The organism is Pseudobacillus sp. 179-B 2D1 NHS, from assembly GCF_045370945.1.
Lineage (GTDB): Bacteria > Bacillota > Bacilli > Bacillales > Domibacillaceae > Pseudobacillus.
The window spans coordinates 173,290-197,026 of the sequence record NZ_JBIQDP010000002.1; the positions used below are offsets into that span (position 1 = coordinate 173,290).

Annotated in this window: 20 protein-coding genes; 3 read left to right on the forward strand and 17 right to left on the reverse strand. The window is 41.6% G+C overall.

The features are described 5' to 3' along the window. Positions 1 to 2: 2 nt before the first annotated feature. The 11 genes from ACH0BF_RS03225 to ACH0BF_RS03275 all read right to left on the reverse strand — a co-directional run bounded on the left by ACH0BF_RS03225 (position 3) and on the right by ACH0BF_RS03275 (position 10,677). Positions 3 to 1,043, reverse strand: a complete 1,041-nt coding sequence (locus tag ACH0BF_RS03225; RefSeq protein ID WP_340855160.1) for a TRAP transporter substrate-binding protein — start codon at positions 1,041 to 1,043, stop codon at positions 3 to 5. A 69-nt stretch (positions 1,044 to 1,112) separates the two neighbouring features. After that, positions 1,113 to 1,475, reverse strand: a complete 363-nt coding sequence (locus tag ACH0BF_RS03230; RefSeq protein ID WP_340855162.1) for a hypothetical protein — start codon at positions 1,473 to 1,475, stop codon at positions 1,113 to 1,115. A gap of 22 nt (positions 1,476 to 1,497) precedes the next feature. Next, the gene (locus ACH0BF_RS03235) at positions 1,498 to 2,247 is read right to left on the reverse strand and encodes an SDR family NAD(P)-dependent oxidoreductase (protein WP_340855163.1); all 750 of its coding nucleotides are present in this window, start codon (positions 2,245 to 2,247) and stop codon (positions 1,498 to 1,500) included. 19 nt (positions 2,248 to 2,266) lie between these two features. Further along, positions 2,267 to 3,466 (reverse strand): dipeptidase, encoded by a 1,200-nt coding sequence (locus ACH0BF_RS03240; RefSeq protein WP_340855166.1) that lies wholly within the window; start codon positions 3,464 to 3,466, stop codon positions 2,267 to 2,269. Positions 3,467 to 3,472: 6 nt separating this feature from the next. Next, the gene (locus tag ACH0BF_RS03245) at positions 3,473 to 4,750 is read right to left on the reverse strand and encodes a Rieske 2Fe-2S domain-containing protein (RefSeq protein WP_340855169.1); all 1,278 of its coding nucleotides are present in this window, start codon (positions 4,748 to 4,750) and stop codon (positions 3,473 to 3,475) included. Positions 4,751 to 4,820: 70 nt separating this feature from the next. Further along, on the reverse strand, positions 4,821 to 6,650 hold the full coding sequence (locus tag ACH0BF_RS03250) for a XylR N-terminal domain-containing protein (protein ID WP_340855172.1): 1,830 nt from the start codon (positions 6,648 to 6,650) through the stop codon (positions 4,821 to 4,823). Positions 6,651 to 6,741: 91 nt separating this feature from the next. Continuing rightward, positions 6,742 to 7,053 (reverse strand): hypothetical protein, encoded by a 312-nt coding sequence (locus tag ACH0BF_RS03255; protein ID WP_120036694.1) that lies wholly within the window; start codon positions 7,051 to 7,053, stop codon positions 6,742 to 6,744. Continuing rightward, positions 7,007 to 7,393 (reverse strand): riboflavin kinase, encoded by a 387-nt coding sequence (locus ACH0BF_RS03260; RefSeq protein ID WP_120036692.1) that lies wholly within the window; start codon positions 7,391 to 7,393, stop codon positions 7,007 to 7,009. Before ACH0BF_RS03260 ends, ACH0BF_RS03255 begins: the two co-directional genes overlap by 47 nt. A 76-nt stretch (positions 7,394 to 7,469) precedes the next feature. Next, the gene (locus tag ACH0BF_RS03265) at positions 7,470 to 8,549 is read right to left on the reverse strand and encodes an LLM class flavin-dependent oxidoreductase (RefSeq protein WP_340855178.1); all 1,080 of its coding nucleotides are present in this window, start codon (positions 8,547 to 8,549) and stop codon (positions 7,470 to 7,472) included. Between the two features lie 296 nt (positions 8,550 to 8,845). Continuing rightward, on the reverse strand, positions 8,846 to 9,550 hold the full coding sequence (locus tag ACH0BF_RS03270; RefSeq protein WP_406908836.1) for an N-acetyltransferase: 705 nt from the start codon (positions 9,548 to 9,550) through the stop codon (positions 8,846 to 8,848). Positions 9,551 to 9,567: 17 nt separating this feature from the next. Further along, positions 9,568 to 10,677, reverse strand: coding sequence for a mandelate racemase/muconate lactonizing enzyme family protein (locus tag ACH0BF_RS03275; RefSeq protein ID WP_406908879.1), 1,110 nt, complete (start codon positions 10,675 to 10,677; stop codon positions 9,568 to 9,570). Positions 10,678 to 10,783: 106 nt separating this feature from the next. Here ACH0BF_RS03275 and ACH0BF_RS03280 point away from each other — a divergent pair, with 106 nt between their 5' ends. Beyond that, the gene (locus tag ACH0BF_RS03280) at positions 10,784 to 12,049 is read left to right on the forward strand and encodes a transcriptional regulator (protein ID WP_406908837.1); all 1,266 of its coding nucleotides are present in this window, start codon (positions 10,784 to 10,786) and stop codon (positions 12,047 to 12,049) included. A 49-nt stretch (positions 12,050 to 12,098) separates the two neighbouring features. Here the strand turns inward: ACH0BF_RS03280 and nhaC are convergent, their stop codons facing one another. Further along, entirely contained in the window at positions 12,099 to 13,520 is a 1,422-nt protein-coding gene (gene nhaC / locus ACH0BF_RS03285; RefSeq protein ID WP_340855190.1) for a Na+/H+ antiporter NhaC, read from the reverse strand. Between the two features lie 132 nt (positions 13,521 to 13,652). After that, the gene (locus tag ACH0BF_RS03290) at positions 13,653 to 14,750 is read right to left on the reverse strand and encodes an amidohydrolase (protein ID WP_340855193.1); all 1,098 of its coding nucleotides are present in this window, start codon (positions 14,748 to 14,750) and stop codon (positions 13,653 to 13,655) included. A 706-nt stretch (positions 14,751 to 15,456) separates the two neighbouring features. On the opposite strand from ACH0BF_RS03290, the gene ACH0BF_RS03295 reads away from it, so the two are divergent. Both ACH0BF_RS03295 and ACH0BF_RS03300 read left to right on the forward strand, forming a co-directional pair. Then, complete coding sequence (locus ACH0BF_RS03295) at positions 15,457 to 15,897, forward strand: helix-turn-helix domain-containing protein (RefSeq protein WP_340855195.1); 441 nt, start codon at positions 15,457 to 15,459, stop codon at positions 15,895 to 15,897. After that, on the forward strand, positions 15,894 to 17,075 hold the full coding sequence (locus ACH0BF_RS03300) for a macrolide family glycosyltransferase (RefSeq protein ID WP_340855198.1): 1,182 nt from the start codon (positions 15,894 to 15,896) through the stop codon (positions 17,073 to 17,075). The genes ACH0BF_RS03295 and ACH0BF_RS03300 overlap by 4 nt, the downstream gene beginning before the upstream one ends. Positions 17,076 to 17,617: 542 nt before the next feature. Here the strand turns inward: ACH0BF_RS03300 and ACH0BF_RS03305 are convergent. The 4 genes from ACH0BF_RS03305 to ACH0BF_RS03320 form a co-directional block, all read right to left on the reverse strand. Further along, positions 17,618 to 18,883: an ammonium transporter gene (locus tag ACH0BF_RS03305; protein WP_340855200.1), complete on the reverse strand. Its 1,266-nt coding sequence runs from the start codon at positions 18,881 to 18,883 to the stop codon at positions 17,618 to 17,620. Positions 18,884 to 18,958: 75 nt separating this feature from the next. Further along, positions 18,959 to 20,809 (reverse strand): asparagine synthase (glutamine-hydrolyzing), encoded by a 1,851-nt coding sequence (gene asnB, locus ACH0BF_RS03310; RefSeq protein WP_406908840.1) that lies wholly within the window; start codon positions 20,807 to 20,809, stop codon positions 18,959 to 18,961. Positions 20,810 to 20,856: 47 nt separating this feature from the next. Continuing rightward, positions 20,857 to 22,191, reverse strand: coding sequence for a type I glutamate--ammonia ligase (gene glnA, locus ACH0BF_RS03315; RefSeq protein ID WP_340855206.1), 1,335 nt, complete (start codon positions 22,189 to 22,191; stop codon positions 20,857 to 20,859). Positions 22,192 to 22,220: 29 nt separating this feature from the next. Further along, complete coding sequence (locus tag ACH0BF_RS03320; RefSeq protein WP_340855208.1) at positions 22,221 to 23,705, reverse strand: glutamate synthase subunit beta; 1,485 nt, start codon at positions 23,703 to 23,705, stop codon at positions 22,221 to 22,223. Positions 23,706 to 23,737 lie beyond the last annotated feature (32 nt).

Sequence of the window (23,737 nt, forward strand, 5' to 3'; positions counted from 1 at the left end):
GATTATTTGCTTTCTTCGTTATGCTTCTTAATTAATTCTTCCATCTTGCTAAAATATTCATTAGCCGGCTGACCTTCTTTTTCGGTTTTCCTGACATATTTGATTTGCATATCTTTTAATTGTTTATCCCATGCCGCTTTCTCACTGGCAGACAACTGAACAATTTTGTGGTCGTGATTTTCTTTACTCCACTTGAGAGATTCTTGCACATGATGATCCAAATACTCGCCAGTAAAATCGGTCATTTCTCGATTTAATTCATCAATAACTTGCTGTACATCCTTTGGAAGACTATCCCATTTGTCTTTATTCATCACCGCAATAAAGGTATTTAAAGCAAGCGGATAGTCAGTTGTATAGCCTACCATTTCAGCTAACTTAGAGTCTTTTAAAATTTCTCTTGAAGAAACATAGCCGTCAACAATCCCTGTTTGCAATGCCTCGGGCACTTCCGCCTGTGACATGCCGACAGGCGCTGCTCCTAGTTTTTCCATAATCGGTGTTAAGGCCCCGGCAATGCGAAGTTGTTTTCCTTTGAGGTCTTTTAATGAGGAAATTGGTTTTTTACTTTGAATGTAAGCTGGCTCAGTGGCAAATGTCGTAATAATTTTAAAATCCTTTAAAGCCTCGGGTGGATACTGTTCAACCAAATCGGCTACTACTTTGCTTGCCACTGTGGCATTTTTATAACCGGAAGGCATATCAGAAATAGCTAAAAGAGGAAAGCGGCCAGGCTCATAAGAAGTGGAAGTTAAGCCAATGTCAGCTGTACCGCTGGCCACTCCATCGTACATATTATTGGCCTCTAGTAAAGATCCTCCATGAAATAGTTCTACTTTTACTTTTCCATTCGTTCGCTCTTCTAATTGTTTTTTCCACTCCTCCATTTGCACAGCTGGAAACGTGTTAGCAGGTGCGAAAAAAGCATATGTTAGTTTAATAGGGCCTTTTCCGTCGGAAGCTCCAGTTTTTTCATTGGAATTGCAGGCTGAAAGTAAAAACATTAAAAATATTGCGAAAATAAAAGAAAGAACTTTCTTCATTTCCCCACTCCTTATTTAGAAAACCGAAGAGAAGATCGTTGTTTTTCTCTTCGGTTTTTTGTTTATTTATTATCTTTCTAATAAGAAAAACGGCCGACCGATGGAAGCTTCCAGACGAAAATAACGATCAAGACCTGCTGCACGAAAAGAATGCGTCATATCTGTCACCGTTTGCAAATTAGGGATATCGTATAAAAAGCAAGCGTGCCAGTGGACAGGTCCTGCATGCCCGGCTGTTAAAATATCTCTATCAAATGTTCCTAACAGCTTTGATCCATTTTGTTTCCAGCTTTCTAAAATCTCATTAAGCTGTGGCAAAATCTCTTTTTCTTTCTGCTCTTGATTGGTATCAAACCAGCCTGTCGATTCAAATGTCATAAATACCCGTAATGGTGTTGGAATTTGTGGTGCTCCATGTTTAATCTCTCCCACTGTATGAACCCCCTTTATTTGTTTAACGCATAAGCAAACCGCCATTGATATCGAATGTAGAACCAGTAACATAACCAGCTGCATCTGAAGCAAGATAAGAAACCATATCCGCTACCTCCTCTGATTTCCCAAATCGCTTAACAGGAATTCCTGCTTTCATTTTTTCTAGAACATCTGAATCCATTTTATCCATCTCTGGTGTTTCAATGGCTGCGGGCGCTACCGTATTGACCGTAATTCCTTGATCTGCCAACGATCTGGCAAATACTTTTGTTAACACAAGCTGACCTGCTTTGGATGCACAATAATGCGCTCCAGAAGTCAGAGGGCCTGCCTGGCCGCCAAAAGATGAAATATTAATAATGCGCCCCTTTTGCTGTTTTTTCATTGTTTCCAATACAGCTTGAGAATAGAAAAACGTACCGCCGAGATTAACGGATAAGATAAGGTTCCATTCTTCTTCTGTAATGCCTTCAATCGCTGTTTCTTTGCGGACACCTGCATTATTTACTAAAATATCAATCCGGCCCCATGACTCCACAATCATTTTGACACTGTTCTTAACCGCTTGAACGTCTGCCACATCGACTGTTAAAAACATAGAATGGGAAGGATCATAGTCTGTTAGAAAAGAAGAGGAGCGTACTTCATTTAATAACTGTTCATTCACATCCACAAAAACGACTTTCTTTTCTTCCGAAAGAAATTTTTTCGCAATCGCCAGACCTAATCCTTGTCCAGCACCTGTAACAATAGCTACTGAGCTTTCCACTATTTGGTCCCTCCTTCCATTAGGTTAATACTTTCTTTATGACTCTCATCGTATTGCCTCCAGCTGCCTTAGCAATGTCCTTCTTTGAATAATGATTTTTTACGAGCCAGCCGATCATGTTTTTCATCGCTTCCGATGGATTTTCTAATCCTTCTACATAGGAGGACTCTGTGAATTCTTCTCCGCTATGCGAAGCAGAAATGCCCAGCATGTTATCAAATGCATGCTGTAAGGCCACATGATCACCAAAGAATGTATCCGGCCCCATTCCAACATGATTGATGCCTACTAAATCAGCAATGTATTCAAAATGCTCCATGACAGAATGAATCGTGTGAGAAGGCGAGCTTTTCGTTAATGTCGTATTCGGCGCCGCGCATATTCCGATGACGCCGCCCTTTTCTGCACAGGCTTTCAATACATCGTCTGGTTTCATTCGAGGGGTATGCCATAAAGCACGGGCTCCCGCATGTGTCATTAAAACAGGGTCATCGCTTGTTTCGATGACATCCAGGCTCGTCTGATCTCCACAATGGGAAATATCAATTAACATACCAATCTGATTCATTCGCTTGATGACCCGGCGGCCAAAGTTGGTTAATCCGCCATCATGCTTCTCGACGAGTCCCGAACCGAGAGTATTGGCCTCGTTGTATGTAATGCCCATGCATCGAATGCCGAATCCATATAAAATATCCACCCGATCCACTTCATTTTCCAAAATGCTGGCCGCCTCTAAAGACGGCAGGAGTGCTACTTGCTTTTTTCTTTTAGCTTTTGTGAGATCGTTATAGGTGCTGGCGATATAAACAGTCTGTTGCTTTTGGATATCAGCATACCGAATGCCAAGCAAGTAAATAACATCCTGCCACTTCAGGCCATTTTTGGATGTAATAGTAGAAATGCCATCCATGAAATTTTCAAATATCACATCCACTCCCGACTTAGAAATTCCTTCATAATGAAAGGAGGTGTGCAAATCACTGCAATACGGGAGAATGTCTTTATACTGTCTTGGTACGATAAAACCGTGATCGCGCATCGAAACAATCGGATGTTTAGTGAAAATATCCTGTACCTTTTCTTCTTCCTCCACTGTGAGCTCTAAAGAGAAGAGCGGAACTCGATCGATCTCATCCGCCAAATCATACAGTTTATAGTCTTTGTTCGCTTCTAAATAACGGAATGATGTATAACCAGCAAATCTTTTCTCATTCATTATGATTCACTGTTTCGCAGCCGCTTTTATGTTAAATTGCTCTTTCATCGGAAAAGCTTCCTGCCACGTCTTTTGGTTATCATCATATAGTCCATCGCTATATAGCGTTTTTAATGATGGATTATCCAATTGCATCGGTTTTTGGCCTTGTTGGAAGGCTTTTAACTGCTGAAGCAATAGCCTGCGCATATGAATAATTGGCAGGTCACTCGTTCCAAGGTGTTCAATCGAGCGGTCAACAATGGGACCCATCGTTTCCGTAGCAGCATGATCTTGGTTGGCAATCCCGCGAATGCCAGTGAAATTGCCTGTTTTTTGCAGGCCGCGATCTTGACCATACTCATTTTCCATATTTATTTTTTTCCTAAACTCTTCATCTAATTGTAAGCCGCGGCGATCATGCTGCGCTTGAACATCAATGGCTCGGTCATGGGAAAATTGAACGTCCCAGGACCAGGTGCTGTAATCATCCCGGGGGATAAAGGCATGCCACATGCCATCTTCCCCACCGAATCTTGGCGGGTATGTGTAGAATGGAAAAATATAATGGATTTCCATAAAAGCATTCTCTTCTTCTGTACCGATTCCAACGGCAATACAGCGTTTACCGTAATTTGCGTCTTCTACGGCCTGCTTAACCGGAGGATTTTTCACGAGAGGATGATCAGGATCGATCCCTAAATCACTGCTTAAAATACCTTCCTCTACTGTTTGCTTATTATGGGCTTTATGCAGGAACGCGGCATGGACAAAATCCAAGTCATTTTCCATTACTTGGGCATAGTTGCATTCCTGCCAAACCCGTTCGACTAACTTATTTTCATTTGGAAGATTCATCCAATAAAATTCTGGAAATGGCGGCTGATCTTCTTGCGGTCCCATGTACGTCCAGATAATGCCGCTCACCTCTTCCACTGGATAGCTTTTTAGTTTGATAGATTGTCTGAACTTCCCATCCTTCGCTTCAGAAGGAATTTCTGTACAATCTCCATTTGTATCAAATTTCCATCCGTGATACATACAGCGAATACCACAGCCATCATTAATGCCAAAATATAAAGACGTGCCGCGATGCGGGCATCTTTCATCAATCAAACCTACTTTTCCTTCGGTGTCACGAAAAGCAACTAAATCTTCCCCTAACAATTTAACGCGTTGCGGCTTCCCATCCTTTTCTAATTCATCAGATCGTAAAGCCGGAATCCAATATCTGCGAAACATTTCTCCCATCGGTGTACCTGGCCCTGTTTGAGTTAATAATTGGTTATCCTCTTTACTTAACATTTTTCTCCCCCTGCTGTTCGTTAATAATAGTTTTTAATACAATTGAGAACTCTGATGGCCATATCATCAACTACATATGGATCTTTCCAAGCATTAATAGAATCTGAAGAGCTAGTTGAATTTCAAACCGGCAGCTGGAATCTGCTAAGCTCAAATTGAGCAGCTCCTCAATCTTTTGCAGCCGATACCTCATTCCACTAATGGAAATGGACATTTTTCTGGCTGTTTTATGTAAATTAAATTCATTTTGCGAATAATAAAACAGCGTAACAACAAGCTCTGAGTTTTTCTTTTGATCGTAATCCAAAATGGAATACAGTTTTTCCACAGCAAATGCTTCCAGTTCTTCTGGGGCCCTTGCACTTAAAAATAAAGTTAAATGCCCTAATTCACTTGCTAGGATTACCTTCGAACTGGAATATCTTACTTTAGCCAGCTCTACTGCTTTTTTCGCTTCTTCTATTTTTTTATGAAATTCTGAAACGTGGGTCGTTTCCTCGCTGATTCCAATATAGATTTGCTGATGTGTACCTCCAATCTTTTGAAGCAGCCTTTCCCCCAGTTTCTTAATGGTTATCCCTTCTCCATCAATATATTTTTTTGAAACAATCGCCTGTACGGTATTTAATTTGGGGAGCATCAAAGCATGGCTTCCATTTCTATTTAGTTCATGATTAAAAATATCTGTTAGTTTGTTGTATATTTTAAAATATTCTGAATTTAGCGAGGTCTTTTTTGTTTTATTCTCACTTTCTATTTCCATGTGAATAATATAATGGGGTTGCGTAATGTCATAGCCAAGCAAAGAAAGACGGGCATGTATTTCCTGAGGTTTTACTTCTTTATTATTGAGCAGCTGCTCTAATAAATCTCCTTTTAAGCGTTGCTCCGTTTCAACCGCTACTCGCTCATTTTGAATATATAAAGCAGCAGTAGTCGCTGTACGCTCAAGTAAATCTGTGTAGAAATCGTCGTTTTTCTGATTTAAAGCGATGGTAATATAGCCATAAACGTTATTTTTCATAATAATAGCTGTTGTTAGAAGCCTAAATGTTTTGTTCTTCAGTTCTCTCTCAATGACAGAGTGGTTTCTAAGCTCATCCTTAGCCTTCTTCTCCAGATTTTTCACCGTCATATATTGATCGAGCCCGGGGCTTACACTATATTGAGCAATGGATTCAAAGTCTTTGTTTTCAATCAGCACTTGGCAGTGAAGGCTCTTTCCTAATATTTCAGCAAAAGCAGGCAGTCCTTTTTCTTGGAGCATCGCTTGTGTCAGGCTGCGGCTTAACGAATAGCCAATCTCTAATCTTTCTTTTTGCTGTTCCACTCTTCGATACATTTGATCGAGTTCAGCTGACATATCTTCATCTTGATAGTAAAGGAGATCTTCTTCGATTTCCTTTCCCCATTCTTCTACTGTTTTACCCACATAGCTGCAGTGGTCATCACCTTTTCCTTTACACTTTACTTCTTTAAAAATAATCTGCTTTTCCATGCATTCACTGGTGTATCCGCTGGCATAACCGACTAAATAGTAACAAACTGGTTCAATATGTTCCGAAAAATAGGCAAGATGCTGCTTGGCTTCATAGGAATCATTCCAGTATCCTGAAACATCAAATGTACCTTTTTTCATATCAACACGGAAGGTATCCGGATAAGAAAAGGCCCGCCCCGTTAACTGGTGCATTTTAGACCCGGCAATCAGCCATTCCAAAGCATCTTGCCACTGAATAGCCTCCTTCAATATTCTTGCTTCGTGAGCCCCACAGTGATAACCGTATCTAAGCAAAAATCTTTTGGCCCTTTGGATGCCTAATGCATTAATTAAATCTCTGCGAAGCAATGCAATGGCATCTGCACTAGTAAGTGTTAGCTGTAATTCTTTCATTCTCATGCCAGGTCTTTCTGAGATGCTTATAAAGTGGTCTAAACTCAAATCGCTTGCTTTCATGGCTACAATATCACCCTCATTATTTTGTTTTTACTTATTTTAAACATTGATTTACAAAATAATAAAGGCTCTTCTTCACTCCGCCTTTTCCGAATTGAACATACATTTTTTTGGAATCCACCTTATTGACAGTATGAAAATGTTGCAAAAACTGCACCATAGTTTGCCGCCTCTGTAAAATGTTCGTCAATCCATAATCAAAAAACCAGCGGTCAATAACATTGAACACCCCCCGATTAATGGCATAATGCTCGCCACACCAGTCGACGAATTTTTTGTCAGGCAAATGAATAATCTGTTCAACTCGACACCCGGATGCCCGTTTTTGCAAATCGGCTACGTGCATAGGCAATATCCTCCTTTACTTGAGTAATTAAATCTTCCACAGAAGGAAACTTTTGCTCTTCCCTAATAAAGAAGGCAATCTCTGCCTCAATCATTTCACCGTATATTTGTTTATTAAAATCAAAAATGTGAATCTCTATTGAAGTGGGAAACTGGTCATGAAACGTAATCTTATTTCCGATATTCATGATGCCCGCATATCGTTCATTCCTAAGCCGTATAATGACGCCATATACCCCATTTAGTAATTTACAATGACAAAGAACATTGGCCGTTGGAAAACCAAGATGTTTTGCTTTTCCTTCTCCCTGAATGATTTTTCCTGTTATTAATTGGTTCACGCTTTGTCACTCCGTTCTTTCTTTTTGTTCAGGCTGCCTCAACACGTCCCTCTTCTTGAAGCAGCCTTCTATTTTGTTAGTAACGAACGAGTGCTTCTTCTTTATTTTCTTGAAAATGAGGCATAATTTGCTGGCTGAATAAATCTTGTGTACGGATTGTTTTCCAATGCTCCATTCCCGCATACGTACAGAGCAGGGCAATTTCCGATAAATCAGGGCAAGCTTCAATGACTTTCTTAACTTTTGGTTGAATTTCATCTGGAGATCCAACCCATACATACTCGTCATCAATTAATTTTTGATATGGAATATCCGCTAATGACTCTAAGGCGCCGCTAGCATAGAAGCCAAAGTCCTTTTTGATCATTTCTTCTTTAGGAGGAAGCTCTTTTGCCGGTGACACATTTCCTTTCATGAACTGTAAAATATATGGTTCTGCTTCTTTCCTGGCTCTCTCGCCGTCGTCATCGAGATATAACGCTTGAACGTAAACGATGTCCGGCGTATTTCCGTGCTCCTTGCATGACTTGCGATAAATATCAAGCTGGCCTAATACGTGCTCTAACGGCAGCATTGGGGTGATCAGTACCCCCCAGCCTTTTTTCCCGGCAAGCTCATAATTATGGTTGCTCGCTCCGCCTGTAAAAATTCTTGGTTTCTTCGTTGGGCGCGGAACTACTCTCACATTCTCTACGTCGTAATACTTTCCGTGATAAGAGAATACTTCTTCTTCCAATGCTTTTTCGATAATTTCAAGCGATTCAACAAAGCGGCCTCTTGATTCTTCTAGCGGGATAGAGGCTTTAGGGAACACCCAAGCATGACCGCGACCTACTGCAAATTCAAATCTTCCCCCTGTTAAAATATCTGTTACAGCGGCCTGGCCGGCAAACACCATCGGGTTATGCAATGGAAGTACATGTGAACAAGTTCTAAAACGAATATTGCTTGTATGCTGTGCCGCTGCTGAGTAAAGAGCCATCGGGTTCGCCGAAATCGAGAATTCTTCAAACCAATGATGTTCAAGTGTATTAAAGGTACTAAATCCCCGTTTGTCTGCATGCTCAATTTGTTCTAATATTTCTCTGTATACTTGCGCATGTGGCTTCTTATATTGTTCAGGGTTTTGCATCTCTACATAAATACCAAAATTCATTTTCTTCAGCCTCCAATAATTTAGTGAGAATTTACTGATTCATTTAAATGAATGAGAACGTTTTCAATATAATTGTTGAAATGTTCTGAATTACTTTCCGTATTCAAATAATAAAAAAATAAACGATTGCAAACAACAGCCTAATAAGTTTGAATATTCTAATTTTTTAACCCTTATCATGCTAATTCATATAAAAAACCACCTATTCAATCCTATTAGGAAAGAATAGATGGTTTGTCTGTAGTAAAAGCAACGCCCTACTCTATTAAATATTTATTACGCGATAGCAGCAAATCTTACTGCACTTCTCTTCTAAATTCAACCCATTGTGTGCCTTCACGAGTTTCCATGCGGAAGCCCTTCCACCCTTGCTTAAGCAGCTCTTGCTGCCCAGCCGTGTCGTCCATTCGGCGTGTTGTGAATGTCCACTCTTTTTCGGTGCTGTCTTTCTTCAGTTCCTTTACAAAAACATAACGAAGCCGGCTGCCATACTTTTCTTTTAACGCAGCAATTTCCATTCCTTGAGCGAATTTGTCTTTTAAGCTCGGAATATTAAATGGCGCTACTGTACAGCAAACGTACTTGTACTTTGGCTCAAGTAGATCTAGCTCTTGCATGATGCAGGCAGCTAAAAGCTTTTGCAAGCCATTTCCGCGATAATCGGGGTGCACATTCGAGATTTCCTGATAAATTACACCTGGCAGCTCTTCTTCTGTCAATCCAATATCCCACCCGAGATGCTCCTCATCTATTGGCGGCACCAGTAACGCTCGGAAAGCAATCAATTTTTTGTTTGTAAACGCCCCAATCATCAAGCCCTTTCCCTCAAGGATATACTGAAATTCCTCATAGGAAAGCGGCTGCAATATCTCTTTGTTTTCCAAAACTTCAATGACCGATTGCTGTAATTCTAAAATAGGCTCTATATGCTCCATAGATAGCCGCAAAACATTAAATGATTGATTGTTCGTACCTAATCTTCCCTCATGAATGACTCTCACTAAAATTCTCCCTTCTGTTAACAGACTGTCGCTTCAAAAACAGTTAGCTCCGTTAATGTTTTTTCATCTACTTCGACACCAAGCCCCGGATGTTCCGTTAATCTAATAAACGGAACATCATAATGAAGGTTCCCTACATCCTTAGAAAACTTTAAAGGACCTGTTAACTCAACACTTGTAATTACCTTTTTTGAAAAAGCAACATGGAATCCAGCGGCAGAACCGATAGACGATTCAACCATCGAACCAACTTGGCACTCAAGCCCGGCCATTTCGGCTTGATGGGCTAATTTTACCGCAGGATAAATGCCGCCGCACTTCATTAATTTAATATTTACTTTATCAGCTGCCTGTTTTTCAATGATCTCTCGCATTTCCCGGGGGCCTTTTAATCCTTCATCAATCATTAAAGGAATATCCGTCTTTGATCTGATAAATGCCATGCCATTGATGTCATCCGCTAAAATTGGCTGCTCCAGCCAATCAAGATTTACTTCTTGAAGGGCACGCAGCGCCGTTAGTGTCGTCGCGCTGTTTGTCCATCCTTGATTGACGTCTACCCGAATCGCAATATCCTCTCCTACTCTTGCTCGTACAGCTTTTATTCGTTCGACGTCCTTTTTGACGTCGTTTCCGACTTTCATTTTAAATGATCGATAACCTTGATCGACCCTAGTGGCTGCTTCTTCTGCCATATAGTCAGGCTCGGCAATGCTTAATACGTGTGTGATTGGGAATTCATCGTGATAACGGCCGCCAATAAGCTGATAGACAGGCTGTTTTAGCTTTTTGCCGAGAATATCAAAACAAGCTATATCGATAGCCGCTTTTGCAGCTGGTGCTCCATAAACGGCCTTGTTCATAATATCGTGTATTTTTTCAATCTCCAGCGGGTTTTTTCCTAATACGGCAGGAGCTAGAGTATTTTTAAGCGTATAAAAAGCTCCCTCCCACGTTTCGCCTGTTACGTGTTCATCCGCTACAGTTTCTCCGTATCCTGTAATTCCTTCATCTGTTTCTACCTTCACAATAATAGATGGCATATAATCATAAGTATGATAGCTTACGATAAATGGAGTATGCAAAGGGAAATGTGTAGCGTATAAATGGATGGCTGTAATCTTCATCAAGTTTTCTTCCTTTCAGTTTACAATTGTTTTTTTTATTTGATATAGTTATCGTTAAATAGACGCTAAATAATAAAAATTTTTTATTCATATAGGAGCTGGAATTATGACCATTAAAATTGCTGTAATCGGTTCAGCTGATTTTATCCGTACTATTTCTTCTATAGCCCCCCAAGTCGGAGAAGTTGAGATTGAGCCATATGTATATGATCGGCCAGAAGAAGCCACCGAGCTGGTCAAACAAGTAAAACCTTGCGATGTTTTATTTTTTTCAGGAGCTTTACCTTATTATTTTTCAAAGGAAGTTCACGAGTCAATGCCGATTCCCTCTCTCTATTTAGAACAGGATGAAACGGCTATTGCCATTTCTCTTCTTTCTCTTATCTCTCATAAGCAGATTTCCATGGAGCGGATTTCCATTGATTTAACTGAATCCTCATTTATTAAAAACATCCTTGCTGATATCGGCTTTCGCAATGGCCCTCTTCATGTGATTGATTATGCGGATAAACTGCCCAATAAATTTGATATCAATGATATTGTCCATTTTCATTATTCCCGCTTTCAAGCTGGAAAAATAGAACTGGCGTTAACAAGTATTCATGCTGTGTATGACAGGCTCCAACAGCTAGGTGTTCCCGCCCAAAGAATGATCGATCCCGTTAAATCATTGATACATGGCTTACAAGATGCCAAAGCTCGAGCAGAATTAACCAAAAGCCAATCCGCTACAGTTGCAGCCGGCTATATTTCCTTAGAGAAAACAGAAGATATTCAGGAAGAGTATTTAGAAGCGTTTGCGCATAAAATGAATGCTTCTATTCAACAATCAGCAGAAGCTACTTTTTTGCTATATAGTACTCGCGGCGATGTTGAAATCATCATGAACAGCGACGATTTCTATGAATTCCTTCTCAAGTGGCAGAGCCCTGTAACAGTAGGCTTTGGATACGGATTGACAGCAGCCGAGGCCAGTCAACATGCAAAAATTGCAAACAGTTTTGCGGCCCATCATGAACATGAAAGCTGCGGATACATTCTAACAGAAGATAAAGAACTTCTCGGACCTTTTCCAAAAGAAAAGAAAACACAACGGTTAAAAAACGATCATCCGGCATTGCTTCAAATAGCAAAAGAAACAAAGCTGAGTCCTGCAAATATATCGAAGGTTATTCAATTTGGCAAATCCCGTCCATCTCTTCACTTTACAGCTGCCGATCTATCAGACTATTTGCAAGTCACCCGCCGGTCAACGGAGCGGATCTTAAAAAAACTCGTCGATCATGGCTTTGTTAAAGTTGTTGGTGAAGAAATGACTTACCAACAAGGGCGGCCTCGCTCTATTTATGAACTGAATATCCCTATCTATTAATTGAGGGAAAGAAAAAGTTCACATAAAGGAACTTTTTCTTTCCTTTATTCTATTGATTTAATGTCGTTTCCTCTTGCTGTGCTAAGGCTAATTTCTCTTCATCTGTCAGCTTGACAATAGAGAATCCAGTTAACGCATAAATAATAGAAAGAATTGGCACCACGAAATTCAGTATCGCGTACGGCGCATAATCAAATGTATGAACACCAAGCGTTGCGAGTATGAACACTCCGCACGTATTCCATGGAATGAACACGGAAGTTAGCGTTCCTCCATCTTCAAGAGCACGCGAAAGATTTTTCGAATGAAGCCCTTTCTCCTGATAAGCTTTTGCATACATTCTTGAAGGAATAACGATAGAAATATATTGTTCGGAACAAGAAGCGTTTGTCGCAAAACAAGAAACCACCGTTGATGCCACAAGCGTTTTTCCTGTTCTTGCCAGCTTTAAAATTTGTTTGACAATGGCTTCAAGCATTCCTGTATACTCTAGAACGCCTCCAAAAGTCATAGCCACAATCGTCATGGAAACGGTATACATCATTGAATCTAAACCGCCGCGGTTAAATAAGTTATCAACCATCTCGTTTCCGGTATCAATAACAAAACCGCTTTGCAGGGCAGCAATCGCCCCTGTAAAAGAGCCTCCTTGAATAAAGACTTGAGAGCCAAAACCGAGGATAATTCCGATAATAAGTGCAGGAATCGCAGGCACCTTTTTGGCTACCAACACAATAACGAGTAATGGAATAAGCATTAAAAATGGTGAGATGACAAAGCTATCTTGAAGCACCGTCATTGTTTGTTGAATGTCAGCTGTATCCATTCCGCTTTTACCAAAATCTTTTCCTAAAAACGCGTATACAGCTAACGTGATAATTAATCCCGGGATCGTCGTATAGAACATGTGGCGAATATGAACAAATAAATCCGTATTCGTTAAGCCCGCAGCCAAGTTCGTTGTATCTGAAAGCGGTGACATTTTGTCTCCGAAATAAGCACCAGAGATAACAGCCCCTGCAATCATCGGTGCCGGAATTCCCATGCTTAGGCCGATCCCCATGCCTGCTACGCCAATTGTCCCCATTGTAGACCAAGAGCTTCCGATCGCTAAAGAGACGACGGCACAAATGATCGTAATGGATACTAAAAATAATGACGGTGTAATGATTTTCAATCCATAATAAATCATCGTCGCTACAATGCCTCCACCGATCCAAGCCCCGATTGTCAAACCAACAAGCATAATAATAACGACAGCCGGAAGCGCAAGGCGTATCCCTTTATACATAGCTTCTTCAATTTCGTCCCACTTAAAACCTGAACGCCAGGCAACAAGTGCGGCTGTCGTCGTACCGACAATCAATGGAATGTGCGGTCCCTGATCTAAAGCTATTACTGCTATCGCCATGACAGTAATCATAACAGCCAGCGGAATAATGGCTACCCAAAAAGACATCTCTTTTTTCATTATCTTACCCCAATCCTTCTTTTTTCGAAAACTTTCAATTGTCGCATAATAGACGTTAATAGGGTAATAATAACTGGTCAATGGCTGTACGTCAATTCGATTTTTTATTTTTTCACAAAAACTTTTATTCTGCTAAGCCCTCTTAAGTGCTTCTGCCAAAATTTGCGCACCTGTATATAATACAGAGCGGTTAAATGTCATATGGGGATGGTGCAATCCTGGTACTAAATCCGCTCCCACACCGATCATCGTCGCTTTCACTTCCGGATGCTTAATCGTATAAAAATGGAAATCATCACTTCCAGAAGTAACGACTGGTGGGGCAACAGCCTGGTCTCCTGCTACATAACGAATAGCTTCCTCCGCAACAGATGCCGCTTCTTCTGATACTTCTGCTCCCGGAGTATAGTCAATCCAATTCGCTTCTATCTCCACACCATAGAGCGTTTTTAATCCTTCCAAGCCTTCTGTCAAGCGTTCCTGAAGAACTCGCAATGTGTCATTTTTCTGAGCGCGTACATCAACAGAAAACTCAACCGTCCCCGGAATAATATTAACACTTTCTCCCCCGGCTACAATTTTTGTCAATTTAGCCGAATAGGTTTCGAATGGTGACAGGTAAATGGACTTGATCAATTGATGAAAGGCAACAATCACATCAATGGCATTTTTTCCTTGGTGAGGACGTGCTCCATGGGCATCTACTCCAATAATTTTTCCTTCCAGGAAAATGCCGGCTCCATGATAAATAGCAGGGGCAAAGTGTCCAAATGAAAGCTCCTCTGCCGGACGTACATGCACACCAAAAAGATGTGTCACTTCTTCCATTGCCCCGCGTTCAATCATAGCGACCGAACCATTGCCTTTTTCCTCAGCCGGCTGAAAAATAAAGCGTATTCTCTTATTGAGTGGTTCATTTCGCAATTGAAGAAGGGCACCTAATACCATCGACATATGAGCATCATGCCCACACGAATGATTGGCTTGGAACACCCCATCCACTTCCTGCCATAATGCATCAATATCAGCACGGACGGCCACTGTTTGATCCCCTTCTCCAATTTCTGCAATGACCCCTGTTACATCAGAGAAGCGCCGGTAAGACACACCTAATTCATCTAAAATCTCCGTGATTTTTTGTGTGGTGCCCTCTTCTTGCCAACTCACTTCAGGGTGCTGATGAAAATAATCAAACCACTCTGCAATTTGCTCTTTAACTTGCAATTTCATAGACTTCTCTCCTTTTCAACTACGTATAGTACTTTAAAAATCAGTACTTTATCAGTCTGTACTGTATAGATATTTCGCTACCTTTTCAGCTTATTTAAATATTATGACCTTTTCAAGTACATACTTTTGTTTGATGGACGAACCTTTCTAAAAAATGAGAACTTACATCATTTCATTTAAATCATTGACATAGAGAAAAGAAGACCTTTTTTGTATGTTAGATTCACCGTAAATGCCTCAAAGAAAAAAGCTTCCTAAATCCATCCGAGAAATTTATATTTAATTAGATTAAAGGAGGGGGTAAATAAACAAATAAAAAATATATGAAGCAGAAAGAACACTCCCCGAGCAAAGAAGCATCAGGATGCTTTCTCGTTTGAGGAGCGTTAAGCAACAATAAAGGTGCTTAAAAAATAGTAAAGTTGTTAAAAAAACCCCAGTTATGCTATTCAGCAATCGGGCCATTTAGTGTTATATTCGATTATTTCAAGTATGGATATCGCTGTTTGTATCATCTCTTCGTTATCTAGAAGTAAAGTGTATGCGACTTAATTTATTTGAAGAGGCGATTCTAAGCTTTCCACTTGATAAGCTGCATAAAATGCATAAGTACTTTGCCACGATTTTTAACAAAAAATGTTCCGAACTGTTGATAGATTTCACCTTCATCCTTTTATATATTTAAACATATAAGGAGATGAAAGACATGATTGGTATGAATATTCGTATTTTGCGTAAAAAGCATAAACTAAGTCAAGAACAATTAGCTGAGAAGTTAAACGTATCACGACAGACCATAGCAAAGTGGGAAAACGAAGAAGCCGCACCCGATATTTATAAGTGCAAGATACTTGCTGATATTTTTCAAGTAACCATGGATCAATTATCTCGTAATATGAGTGAGGAAGAGGTAAATCAGCTCGGGCCCAAAGGAAAGCAGTTCTTTGGTGTGGTAAAGGTAGGGGAACGGGGACAGATTGTGATTCCCAAACAAGCACGAGAAATGTATCAAATTCATGCTGGTGATAAGCTGATCGTTTTGGGAGAAGATGCGACAAAAGGAATGGCTATATTAAAAAGTGAGAGTTTCCTGGAGTTTGCGGAGATGATCCGAAAAGCTGAACTGACGGAAGATGAGTCAGAATGAGCAAAATCGTATTTTTCTCGATACCCGCGCATGGTCATACTAATCCGACCATTCCGGTGGTAACCGAGCTAGTAAAAAGGGGCCATCAAGTTTGGTACTACTCCTTTTCAGAATTTCAGGAAAAAATAGAGAGTGCGGGTGCCACGTACATTGCTTGTGATAAATTCTTGCCTCAATTATCGCAAAAAGAATTGGCCCGTAAGGCTGGTAAAGATTTTGCGGCACTGATTGAAATGGTTGCTGATACGACCATTGCTTTGGATGAAAAGGTATGCAAAGAATTAAAGGCTATTCATCCAGATTGCATCGTATTCGACTCTTTATGTCTTTGGGGCAAATTATTTGCCCAAAAATTAGGAATCCGATATATTTGTTCGACTACTTCTTTTTCTTTTAATCAGCATACAGCAAAACTGATGAAGCCGAGTTTCCTGGAGTTATGGAGAATGGTCGTGGGCATGCCGCGAATTAACAAAAAAATTCACTTACTAAAAAATCATAGTTATGAAGTAGAGAATTTTGTGTCGATTGTTCAAAACGATAATGAAACGGACACCATTGTTTATACGTCAAAAGAATTCCAGCCGATGGCTCATACCTTTTCTGAGCGATATGCTTTTGTTGGGCCATCCATTAGGCAGTCTTCGCCGGTGCAGAGCGCTAAAAAAGATAAAAAGGTCGTCTATATTTCCCTCGGAACTGTACTTAATCAAAATCAGGATTTTTACCAAAACTGTATCAAAGCATTTGCAAAGACGAACTATGATATTGTGATGTCAGTTGGTGAAAAAACTGAGATTTCTTCTCTTGGTAACATACCAGAAAATTTCACAGTAAAAAACTCCGTAGACCAGATATCGATATTACAGACAGCAGACGTATTTATTACCCATAGTGGTATGAACAGTGTAAATGAAAGTCTGTATTTCGGAGTTCCAATGGTTTTATTCCCGCAACATAGCGAACAAAAATTAGTGGCCGACCGAGTTGCCGAACTGGGTGCAGGATTGAAACTAAAGAGGACGACGCCAAACTATTTAGCAACAGCAGTAGCTGAGGTGCTGACAAATTGGACATATAAGGGAAATGCACAGAAACTGTCAGAATCCTTTCAAAATGCCGGCGGTGCTGTAGAAGCAGCTAATGTGATTCTGACTAAAATTGGGGAGAAATCTTAATGGTTTTGTGGTTTTTATGAAAATGCGCTTTATACTGGAACCAAACTTTAACAATCGGGCGTAACAATGGAATAATATTTAGATTTAAATAACTGTATTGTTATATTTTTAAGTAAAGTGAAGGATCTTATATTAGAAATGAAACAACTATATTTTATCCCCGTCCTAAATTTAGAACGGGGTTATGCTTGTTTGAGGTTTTAAAATAACTAAACTTATTGTCACCTTATAACTCGAAGGCTATAATCAATGCTTCACCAGACCATGCCGTTTCCAGCGGCATGGCTACTCCTTTGTCCAACGGATCATTTAGTCTTTTACTAATATTTATTTTTTCTTTGCTGGCATTAACTAGATTGCATCTTCATCCTGCAGTTGTCATTATTCTTTCCGGTCTAGCCGGAGTGGCCCTGTACACCTAACAGCAGTATGGGCTCCCCCTCGCTAGCCGTTCATCTGCATCTTACACCAGCACTTAACTGATGAGCTATAGTAGGCCCGTCCTCTATCGCTTTAATGGTTTATTCAACTAAATAAAAAAGCTATTTCGCTAGCCTGTGCTCTTTCACTGTAAATGCTTCAGGATACCCGTAACTGCCATGCTCACTTAAATCCAGACCTACGAGCTCTTCTTCTTCCGTCACTCGCAGTCCATTCATCATTTTTTTCAGGATCACTAAAACAGCGAATGAAACAGCAAATGCATAGGCTCCTGATACAGCGATTCCCATTGCTTGTACAGCAAGCTGCGTTAGCCCGCCACCATAGAGGAGACCGGGTTGACCAACAGTTGCTAGCTCTGGAGTGGCAAACAAACCGGTTGATAACGTTCCCCACACACCAGCAACTCCGTGGACTGAAAGAGCAAAGATCGGATCATCCACTTTTATTTTCTCAAAAAATCTTACACTATAAAATACTAGGATTCCAGCTACCAAACCGATAGCAAGCGCTGCCCATGTTTCGACAAAAGCACATGAAGCTGTGATGGCAACAAGTCCGGCAAGCGCGCCATTCAACATTGTTGGGACATCAGGTTTTCCACACACAATCCACGAAATGACTAAGGCACTAAATGCTCCTGCAGCCGCAGCTACGTTCGTATTCAGAGCGACAAATCCGAAAAAACCATCTTCCACTCCTAGTGTGCTTCCCGCATTAAAACCAAACCAGCCAACCCATAAGATGAGCACGCCCAAAGCAGTGAACACTTGATTATGCCCAGATAAGTTGTTAGCCGTCCCGTCTTTATTATATTTACCAATTCTCGGTTTTAATAGAATAGTAGCTGCAAGAGCAGCCATCGCTCCCGTCAAATGAACAACTGTTGAGCCGGCAAAATCTTGCTTTCCGTGCGCAGCCAGCCAGCCGCCCCCCCATATCCAGTGAGCTACAACAGGGTAAATCACCGCTGAAAAAATAAGAGCAAAAGCCAGATAAACGGAAAGCTTAGCCCGCTCGGCAAATCCACCGAAAGCAATCGTCAGAGCGATCCCTGCAAATGCCAGCTGAAACATAAAAAATACGGCAGTGGAATAGCTTGTCGCCTCTACTTCATAACCGGAATAAAAAAAGTCAGACATCCCAATAAAAAAGTTGGCATCCTCCCCGAAAATAAAACCGTATCCTGCCGCCCAAAACACAATTGAAGCAATTCCAAACGTAAAAATCGTCTTTCCAGCGATGTGTCCCGCATTCTTCATTCGTGTTGATCCAGCCTCCAGCAAAATAAAACCGCCTTGCATTAAAATAACTAAAATGGTCCCTAGCATGATCCATACACTATTTAACCAATACAAATCATCCATTCACATTCCTCCTTTATTTCAGGTCAGCTCACCACTGCGGTAGTGCATGGGCACAGTGGGAACTGACCCTGTTTTTTAGTTATCAATAATATTAATGTTGTAATGTTCGAGCCATTCATTGATTTGAATAAGATGGGCAATGAGCTGCGGCCCTGTCATAAGCTGGCCAAACCAGGGCACTTTGAAGGAGGAGCCATTTGAGTGAATAATGTCTGCCACTTTTGTTTTTGAGAGCAGTTCAAGAATAGGAGATGATGGAGTATCGATGATGTTCGTTAACTGTTTCTTTACCCGTGCTGTGTATTCTGGATGATAGGTTTTTGGGTAAGGGCTCTTTTTCCTGTAAAGCACATCATGAGGCAGCACTCCTTCTAAAGCGCGACGTAGAATTCCTTTTTCCCGCCCGTTCAGCATTTTCATGTTCCATGGAATGTTCCAGGCATACTCCACAAGCCGATGATCAGCGAACGGAACTCGCACCTCTAGACTCGCCCCCATGCTCATGCGGTCTTTACGCTCCAGCAGCGTTGTCATAAACCATGTCATATTCAAATAAAACATTTCCCGGCGGCGTGCTTCCAATGAGCTTTCTCCATCTAACTGAGGTGTTTCCCGAACAGTCTCTTCGTACCGGTCTCTTACATACTTTGTGAGATCCAGTCGCTGCTGCCAATACGGAAGAAGCAATTGCTGCCTTTCATCTTGTGATTTCATCCACGGGAATCCTTTATCATTCAGCAACTCTTCTCGATAAAACCATGGGTACCCCCCAAAAATTTCATCTGCACACTCACCGGATAAAGCAACCGTAAATCGCGGTTTAATCTGTTCGCAAAACCATAACAAGGAAGAGTCAACATCCGCCATTCCTGGCAAATCTCTCACTTTTACAGCATCCATTAAATAGTCAGCCAGCTGATCGTTTTGAATGACAGCCGCATGGTGGACCGCTCCTAAATGCTGCTGCATCTTTTCAATCCACGGTCTGTCTTCATCAGGCTGGAAAGTGCTTGATTGGAAGTAATGATGATTATGAACATAATCAATCGAGTACGTATGGAGTGCCCCATCGCCCTTTTCTTTAAAAAAGTCGGCCGCAAACTGGCTGATTGCACTCGAATCGACTCCACCAGATAAAAACGTGCAAACCGGTACATCAGCTGTCAATTGCCGTTCAACAGCGTCTTTTACAAGGAATCGAACTTGTTCCACTGTTTCTTCTAATGATTGATCGTGTTTTTTACTCATTACATTCCAATATCGCCAGATCTTCAATCCTCTCCGGGAATAAGTAAGCGCATGGGCTGGCCTTAGCTCATTGATTCCGCGAAAAACCCCCTGACCTGGAGTGTGGGACGGTCCTAACCCAAACACCTCTTGAAGGCCTTCTCTGTCTACCTCACTTTTCACTTCCGGATGGGCTAGAATCGCTTTCAATTCAGAACCGAATAAAAATGATCCATTCCCTTCCTTGTAGAAAAGCGGCTTCACTCCGAGACGATCTCTTGCAATAAAAAGCTGCTCTTTTTCTTCATCCCAAACAGCAAAAGCAAAAATTCCATTTAAATAATTTACACATTCCTCTCCCCACTCTATATAAGCCGTCAGCAGCACTTCCGTGTCGGAATGAGAGCGAAAAACATGACCTGTCTTCACTAATTCTTTACGAAGGTCTTCTGTATTATAAAGCTCTCCATTGTAAACGATTGTATAGTTTTTCTTATTTACCTCTTTTGCCATCGGCTGGCTTCCGCCAGCAGGATCTACAACAATAAGCCGAGTGTGACCGAAAGACACATGACGGTCGCTCCACACGTTCGAAGCATCTGGCCCGCGTCTCGCCAATGTATGTGCCATCTTTTCCACGATGAATGCTTGAGTTGTCAAATCCTGATGCCAATGAATCCATCCTGTTATCCCACACACTCGTGATCACTCTCTTCTATGAAGTTTTTCGGGGACAATCCCCACTTTTAATATTGTGTGATATACTGTTCGCGCTCCCATGGGTGCACTTGCGTACGGAACAAATCCCATTCAATTACTTTCGCTTCAATGAAATGCTCACACAAGTGAGGACCTAAAGCTTTGGTCATTATCTCATCCCCTTGAAAATTTTTAATTGCCTGGGCAAGAGTAGCCGGCAAATCAACAATATTGTTGTCTTCCCGCTCTTTTTTGGACATTCCATAAATATTTTGATCGACAGCTTCCGGTGGTGTTAATTGATTTTTAATACCATCCAATCCGGCTGCAAGCTGGACGGCCATTGCCAAATATGGATTAGCCGCAGGATCCACACTGCGCACCTCTACCCGTGTACTCATTCCGCGGGAAGCAGGAATGCGAATCAAGGGACTTCTATTTCTAGCTGACCAAGCTACATAACAAGGAGCTTCGTATCCAGGAACTAATCTTTTATATGAATTAACTGTCGGATTGGTGATAGCAGTGAAGTTTGGAGCGTGCTTCAAAATCCCAGCCACAAATTGTCTGGCAGTATCACTCAGCTCCAAATCTCCATTTTTATCGTAAAAAGCATTTTCCCCATCCCTGAATAAAGACAAGTTGCAGTGCATCCCAGAGCCGTTCACACCGAACAGTGGCTTCGGCATAAACGTCGCATGCAGACCGTGCTTACGGGCAATCGTTTTGACAACCAATTTGAATGTTTGTATATCATCACAAGCTTTCACAGCATCGGTATACTTAAAGTCAATTTCATGCTGGCCAGGTGCGACTTCATGATGGGAAGCTTCGATCTCAAATCCCATTTCTTCCAGCTCAAGCACAATATCACGTCGGCAGTTTTCGCCTAAATCTGTAGGAGCAAGATCAAAGTAGCCGCCACTGTCATTTAATTCAAGTGTTGGTTCTCCTCTTTCGTTCAACTTAAACAGAAAGAATTCTGGTTCAGGCCCAACATTAAAATTGGTGAACCCTAATTCTTTCATTTCATTTAGTATCCTCTTTAAATTGCTGCGGGGATCTCCCTCAAAGGGCGTGCCATCCGGATGATAAATGTCGCAAATAAATCTGGCAACTTTCCCTTTTTCGGCCGTCCAAGGAAAAATAACGAATGTATCTATATCTGGATACAAATACATATCTGACTCTTCAATTCGGACGAATCCTTCAATAGAGGAACCATCAAACATCATTTTATTGCTCAACGCTTTCTCTAGCTGCGATGAAGGAATCTCCACATTTTTAATCGTACCCAAAATATCTGTAAACTGCAGACGGATAAATTTCACATTCTCTTCCTGAACTAATCTAAAAATCTCTTCTTTGCTAAACTGCGCCATATTCTTCTCTCCCTCACGTTGCATTTTATTTATAGTTGTGCTGCCTTTTCCATCAGATAGCGATCACATTCCCAGGCTGCACTGCGCCCTTCTTGGATAGCCCAAACAACCAAACTTTGTCCTCTGCGTACATCCCCAGCGGCGAATACTCCCTTCACATTCGTCGAGTATCCTCCTGCCGGTGTTTGCACTGTGCTGCGCTTATCTTGTGTCAATTGAAAGGCCTGAATAACGTCTTCTTCAGGTCCACTGAAACCAACGGCAATGAATACAAGTTGCGCTGGCCATACCTTCTCACTTCCTGGTACTTCCCGAAGAATGAGCTGACCCTTTCCATCGGTTACTTTTTGCACTTGAACCGTATGAAGCTCTTTGACGCGTCCTTGTTTATCCCCGATAAACTTTTTAGTAAGAATAGAATACTCTCGCGGGTCTTTTCCCAGTTGAGCATTCGCTTCTGCATAGGCATAATCAAGGGAAAATATATGAGGGTACTCTGGCCACGGATTGCCCGCTGGCCGTGTTGTGGGTGGCTGCGGATGCTTGCCGAATTGAACCACGCTTTTACAGCGCTGACGCAAAGCGGTTGCCACGCAATCTGCTCCAGTATCTCCCCCTCCAATAACAATGACGTCCTTTCCTGTCGCTGAAATAGCCTTTTCCTTTAAAGAGCGCTCATTCAGCAGTTTCTTCGTTGCATTCGTTAAATAATCCATTGCAAAATGAATCCCAGCCAGCCCCCTGCCTTCTATCGACAAATCACGGTGTTTTTGAGCACCGGTGCACAGAACAATAGCATGATATTGTTCTTGCAGCTGTTTAACGCTCATATCTTTTCCTACTTCCTTATTCGTAACAAACTGAATCCCTTCCGCCTCCAGCAGTCGCACTCTGCGGTCTACCACTTCCTTTTCAAGCTTCATATTTGGAATGCCGTACGTAAGCAGGCCGCCAACCCGGTCAGAACGCTCAAAAACAGTAACAGAATGCCCTTTTTTATTTAACTCATCAGCACAGGCAAGCCCCGCGGGACCGGAACCGATCACTGCAATTGTTTTTCCTGTTCGAAATCTTGGCGGCTTCGGAATGATCCACCCTTCTTTAAAGCCTTTATCAACAATCGCTTTTTCAATACTTTTGATCGCTACGGCCGAATCACTAATGGCCGCTGTGCAAGAACCCTCGCATGGAGCGGGGCATACTCGCCCAGTAAATTCCGGAAAATTATTCGTCTTTACCAAACGATTCAGCGCTTCTTGCCAACGCCCTTGGTATACAAGATCATTCCATTCCGGGATTAAATTGTATAGAGGACAGCCAATTGTTGAATGAGACCATTGGACCCCCGTATGGCAAAAGGGAGTGCCGCAGTCCATACAGCGAGCCCCTTGTTTTTGCAATGTTCCCTCTGGCAGCGATTGTTGATATTCTTTCCAATCGCTTAGCCGAGCGCCTGGATCCCGTTCGCCCGGCACTTCACGTTTATACTCTATAAATCCTGCCGCCTTTCCCATATCATAGCTCCTTTCCGTGGGCTCAGTCCTCC